The organism is Vulcanococcus sp. CPBay_Sum15L08_68, from assembly GCF_017855895.1.
Lineage (GTDB): Bacteria > Cyanobacteriota > Cyanobacteriia > PCC-6307 > Cyanobiaceae > Vulcanococcus.
Genome location: NZ_JAFMFX010000088.1, coordinates 1 through 5,727, shown reverse-complemented (window position 1 = coordinate 5,727; position 5,727 = coordinate 1). Strand labels below are relative to the sequence as shown.

The window sequence follows — 5,727 nt, the reverse complement described above, 5'->3', positions numbered from 1 at the left end:
CGAGGATCGAGGTGTCACCGGCCAGCATGGCGTAGGTGGCGTAGCGCAGGTAGTAGTCGAGGTCGCGGATGCAGGCTGCATAGCGACGGCAGGTGTACATGTTGCCGCCGGGACGGGTGATGTCCGAGTACAGCAGCGACTTGGCCACAGCTTCCTTGATGATCGCGGAAGCGTTGGCGCTGATGGTTGCAGCGGCACGAACGCGCAGCTCACCGCTGGCGAAGTACTGCTCCAGGCGCCCCATGGAGGAGCTGTCCAGGTACAGACCCTGAACGTCGGCCTGGTTGATGACGTTGGTGATTGCGTCTTGCATGGAACCTGTTCGAAGAGGCGGGGATCAGAGAGAGAGCAACCTCAGGAGAGGGCGCCGACGACGTAGTCGAAGTAGAAGCCAGCCTCTTCGGCATCAGCACCGGTGAGCAGGCCCATGGCGGCGTTCTTCATCTCGCGCACGGCTTCAGCCATGGCTTCGAGGGGAGTGCCGAGGGAGCGATACATCTCCTTGGCGCCGATGATGCCGATCTCCTCGATCGGGGTGACATCGCCGGCGATGATCCCGTAGGTCACCAGGCGCAGGTAGTAGTCCATGTCCCGCAGGCAGGAGGCGGTCATCTCTTCGCCGTAGGCGTTGCCGCCGGGGGAGATGACGTCGGGACGCTTCTGGAAGAGGGCGCCGCCAGCGGTCTTGACGATGCGCTCACGGCTCTCGCTCAGGACCTGGGCGACGCGAAGACGGCGCTGACCGCCGCTCACGAAAGCCTTGATCTGGTCGAGTTCGCCAGGGCTGAGGTAGCGGGCTTCGGCGTCCGCGTTGATGATCGAGTTGGAGACGATGCTCATGCAGTTCTGCCTCGAAACAAGCGGTCGCCTGAACGGTGACCGATATCCGGTGGGTAAGGGGGAGTCTCCAGCCTTGAGCGATGCAGTGACCTGCGTCGACGCGAGCTGAAGGAGCGACAGCTGAGCTGTGCGCCGAATCATTCTGTGGCAACGCCCCGCGCCGTCCTGAGTCCCGGTAACAGTTCTTCACGGCGATTATTTTTGCTTGAAACCCTTGCCGGCACTGGGTTTCTCTTGATCGAAGACTACGTTCAGGCTGCGGCGGTTGCTAACAGCCAGATTTCCTTCATGGCCCCGTTGAATATTTATCTTTGTCTCAATCTTTTTCGCTTCATTGTCAAGAATGCCCATTAAAAAGCCGGCTCGTTAGAGCCGGCGAGGTGGACAGGGTCTGGATCTGAGGCTGGACTTCTCAGCGCCCCACTGGATTGAGTGCGGCATTGCCGCCATAGAGGGCGGCCGTGCGGTTGACCGTGCTCAGGGGGATCCCGTTGCTGGTGCCCATGCCCTTGAGGTAGGGAACGGTGTCGCGACCGAAGTTCTCGGCGTAGGCCGGATTGTTCAGAACGCCGTCGATGGCGGTGCGCATGCCCTCAACACAACGGGTGTTGAGGAAGGCGCTCGTTTCATCGGCCTGCGCTGCCCGACCCAACAGGGCGATATGGGCGGCGGCGGCGGCCTTGAACGGTGCCATCCGGTTCAGTCGGCTGACGAACAGGTCACAGCCAGCAACCCGAGCGACAAACTCGGCGACGCACAGGCGACCTTGACGGAGCTGGGATTCGGCATCCCCCAGTTGTTCTGAAGCCAGGGGCTGGCGACCGAGCAGCTGGCGATAGACCGCCTCGATCACCTGCGTGACTTCAGCGCTGCTGGGATCCATGGAGAGCTTCACGGCGGTGCCGAGGCTCTTGCGCTTTCCGAAACCTTGCAGGGTTCCAGGCTTCAGGGCCTTGGCCATGGCAGCCCGGGGCTGCTCGGCGTTAACGCCAGCTCCCCCAGTCGACACAGCGGCATTCCAGCCACTGCCGAAGCTGCTGCGGGCGGGGACCGCCGCGGCTGCAGAGGGGGCCGGGGCAAAGCTGGTGATCCCTGCTGCACTCCAGGTGGGAGCTGCGCCGCCACCGGGTTGCCAGCGGGGAGCGCTCCACTTGCGCTCGGGCGAGGGCTTGGTCTGGACGGAATCGGGGCCGGAGCGCTTGGACGGTGCTGGAGCCAGCTGCTCTCCACCGGTCAGGGTGGCGCTCCAGCCGCCACGCACGACGCTGGTGCGGCCCTTGAGGTTGCGGGGGGTCAGCGAACTGCTGTCGCGGAAATCGCTTGGGGGCGTGACCTCAGGGCGAATCCGTGGGGTGATGTCGGCGTAAGCCGCTGCGTTGAAGGCGCGCTTCAGCGAGGGCACGCGACGGGTGTTGAGGTCGTTCGGGGTAATGAACCGCTCATAGGGAACGGTGTCTTCGCCGAAGGTCTCGCTGTACTCGCTGCTGTTGAGCATGGCGTCCACCACGCCGTAGAAGCCCTTGCGGGCAGCCACGTCGAAGTAGCTGTCAATTTCCCAGCGGCCAAAGGTGGGGCGGCCCAGCAGGCGGCGGTGCATGACCTCGATGGCCTTACAGATGTAGAGGCCACTCCAATAGCGACGGCGGAAGGCCTCGCTTCGTGCCACCTGGCGAATGAATTCACGCAGGCTCAGGTCACCGTTCTCGAGCTTGATTTCCTCGACGGTGTTGTGCTCGCCGGCGTAGCCGGTGTTGCCCAGGACCTGGACATAGACGGCGCGAATCACAGCCTGCGTGCTGGATTCGGTGTTGCGGATGCTGGGTTGACCGCCGCGACGGGGAACGGAGTTGCCGCCGGTGGCGATCTGCTGAAGCCTCACCAGCTTCGGCCCTGCCTTACGGGGGGTCGATGCCCGGAACTGCGGGCTGTTCATCTGGCCCGGCTGGCGCATGCCGTTGCCCACCAGGATGCGGCGGGTGTCGTAGCTCAGCGGTGCCGGACGGGTCGACACATTGGCGGTACCCGAGGGGAAGATCGCGCCGTAGTTCAGGCCCAGAGGATCGTTGCCGCCGCCATAGGGGTGCTGATCGGCGTAGGGCTGGCGGTAGCTGGCGTAGAGGGTGACGTATTGGGGAGCGCCTTCAAAGGGAGCGCTGAAGCGGAACAGCTTGCGGTTGGATCCCCAGCCGGCGCTTTCCTGTGCTTCCTCGCCGATGTCCCGCAGGTAGGGAACGGTCTCCTCGCCGAACACCTGGGCGTACTCCATGGTGTTGATCAGCGAATCCACGAGGCCCTTGAGGCCCTGGGCGCTGACGATGTCGAAGTAGCGGGTGAATTCCTCGCGGGAGCTGATGCCCCGGCCCAGGAAGTGGCGGAAGGCCAGCTCAACGGCACGGCTATTGGAGAAGCGGCCGTAGAACTGCTGTTGGTATTCCTTGCTGTGGCCCAGGGAGCGGATGAACTCCCGCATGGAGATGTCGCCCTGGCGCACCTGGGTGGCTTCCACGGGGCAGGGCACCTGGCTGTAGGCCTTGGCAATGTCCCGCTCGAAGATCTGGCGGTAGGCCGCCCGCACCACTTCTGCTTTCTGGCCGCCACTCATGGCGGGCCTCATGATGAAGCGCTGGGCCTTGCCCTGGGCCGCCAGGGCGTAGATCGCAGGCAGCTGTAGGCCCTGGTTTTCGGGGCTGCCCAGGCGCTGGCGGGCTGAGGGGGTTGGCACGGCCAGCTCTTCGAGCAGGACGTTGAAGCTGTCGATCAGGAGTTGACGGGCTTCGGGCAGGTCCTTCAGCAGTTCAGCGGCACCGGCACGCATTTCCTGCAGGGCCACGTTGGTGGCGGCCAGGGAGCAACCCTTCTCCAGGACATCGCGGAGACCACGGGTGTTGACCCGCAGGATGCTCGGATCGCCAGCCACGACGGCGTAACCGACGTAGCGCAGGAACCAGGCCAGGTCGCGGATGGACTTTTTCATCCGCTCGGTGCCATAGATGGCCACCGAGATCGGGTTGAAGCCCGTGGGCAGAACGACGCGGACATCTGCGTCGCCGCCCGCTCCCTCCAGGAGGCGGGTGAAGGCATTGCCGGGCTTGGTGCTGCCGCTGGCGCCAGCGAAGGTCTGCACGGAGCGCTGGAACGCGGCTTGGTCGGCCGCCAGTGGGGTCTGGGACCCTGCCGCCACTGGGTTCAGAGGCGCATCGAGATAGGAGAGCGGGGTGCCGCCCGCAAAGATCCGGTTGGCCGCCCGAGCGACGATGGCTTCGGCATTGGCCGAGACGCGACGGGCCGCCTCAACCCGGAGCTGGCCGCTCTGGAAGAAGTTCGTGAGGTTGCTGAGCTCGCCCCCATCCGGGAAGCGGTCCTGCTGCTCCGCCTGACGGACGCTGGAGAGCGGCAGGGTGTCGTAGCGCTGAGGAGCAACCCTGCTGCTGCCGCTGCTGGCGGTCACAGTCATGGACGAAAGCGAACCTGGCCTGGGCACGTTACGGCTGGCCCTCTGGCCTCCTGGCAGGCCATGAACAAATGTTTGCAGCCCGTTGTGGGTTTGCTCGAGCGGCAAGGCCGGGACATGAAATGCTCGGCCTCAGCGGATCCACCTTCTGACCCGCTTCCAGCCCATGACTCAGGCCCCTGCTGATGCCGCCACCCCGGTGGTGAGCGACTTTTACGACCGCTTCCCCTATCCCGGGGATCCTCTCCAAGACGGCCCACCGCCCGGATACAACTGGCGCTGGTGCGTTGACGCTGCCTACTCGGCCAGCACCGGTGCCTTGCCTGCGGCCCGTTCGAGCGCTGAGCCCCTCAGGATTCTTGATGCGGGCTGCGGGACGGGGGTCAGCACGGACTACCTCGCCCATCTCAACCCGGGGGCAGAGATCCTCGCGGTCGATATTTCGCCGGGGACCTTGGAGGTGGCGCGAGAGCGCTGCCGGCGCTCCGGTGCCCTGGACCGAGCCCAGGTCCGGATCGAAAACAGGAGCCTGCTTGAGCTGGCGGGAGAGGGGCCGTTCGACTACATCAATTCCGTCGGGGTCTTGCACCATCTCCGGCAACCGGAGGCCGGGCTGAAGGCCCTGGCTGCGTTGCTGAAGCCCGGCGCCTTGCTGCATCTCTTCCTCTATGCCGACGGTGGCCGCTGGGAGATTCATCGCACCCAGCGGGCGCTGACGGCGATGGGCGTGGGGACCGGAGCGGATGGACTGCGGTTGGGGCGTCAGCTCTTCACGGAGCTTCCTGAGCACAACAGGTTGAGGCGCCATCACGAGCAGCGCTGGGCGATCGACTGCGCCGCCGACGCGAACTTCGCGGACATGTATCTCCACCCGCAGGAGACCAGTTACAACCTCGAGCGCCTGATGGCCTTTGTGGCGTCGGCAGATCTGGACTTTGCCGGCTTTTCCAATCCGGAGGTCTGGGACCCCGCGCGGCTGCTCAAGGGTGAATTGCTGGAGCGGGCTCAGGCTCTTCCACCCGAAGCGCAGTGGCGTTTGGTGGAGGATCTGGATCCCGACATCAGCCACTTCGAGTTTTTCTTGAGCAAGGGTCCAGTTCAGAAGCAGCGCTGGGATGAGGACAGTGATCTACTGGCGGCCCTGGGCTGCCGAAACCCATGTCTCTGGGGCTGGCCAGGTCGCGCCCTGTTGGATTCCGACATGGCACCTCTGGACCTGAGTGCCGAGGGCTTCAGCCTGTTGCAAGCGCTCGAGCAAGCACCGGCAGATACTCCTCTGGGTCAGCTCCCATTGGACTGGTCAACGGCTCAGATCGCCTCTGTCGCAAGGGAACTGCAGCTACAGCGCGTTCTTCTGCTTCGCTCAGGACCAGGCGTCAGCGCGTGATAGATTCCGCGCGCCTTTTCAGAGCAAAGGCGCCTTTGTTGGCTGCTTC

General features: G+C 64.5%; 4 protein-coding genes and 1 pseudogene. 1 reads left to right on the top strand and 4 read right to left on the bottom strand.

Annotation, left to right across the window (positions count from 1 at the left end; genetic code table 11):
* The 4 genes and pseudogenes from QZ189_RS10445 to QZ189_RS10430 form a co-directional block, all read right to left on the bottom strand.
* Positions 1-313 (bottom strand): annotated as a pseudogene (locus QZ189_RS10445) (allophycocyanin subunit beta); the annotation flags it as partial.
* Positions 314-354: 41 nt separating this feature from the next.
* Positions 355-840, bottom strand: coding sequence for an allophycocyanin (locus tag QZ189_RS10440; protein ID WP_247477079.1), 486 nt, complete (start codon positions 838-840; stop codon positions 355-357).
* A gap of 195 nt (positions 841-1,035) precedes the next feature.
* Entirely contained in the window at positions 1,036-1,191 is a 156-nt protein-coding gene (locus QZ189_RS10435) for a hypothetical protein (protein WP_296421721.1), read from the bottom strand.
* Positions 1,192-1,252: 61 nt separating this feature from the next.
* Positions 1,253-4,294, bottom strand: coding sequence for a phycobilisome rod-core linker polypeptide (locus QZ189_RS10430; RefSeq protein ID WP_296421720.1), 3,042 nt, complete (start codon positions 4,292-4,294; stop codon positions 1,253-1,255).
* Between the two features lie 163 nt (positions 4,295-4,457).
* On the opposite strand from QZ189_RS10430, the gene QZ189_RS10425 reads away from it, so the two are divergent.
* Entirely contained in the window at positions 4,458-5,678 is a 1,221-nt protein-coding gene (locus QZ189_RS10425; protein ID WP_296417972.1) for a class I SAM-dependent methyltransferase, read from the top strand.
* The last annotated feature ends 49 nt before the right edge of the window (positions 5,679-5,727 follow it).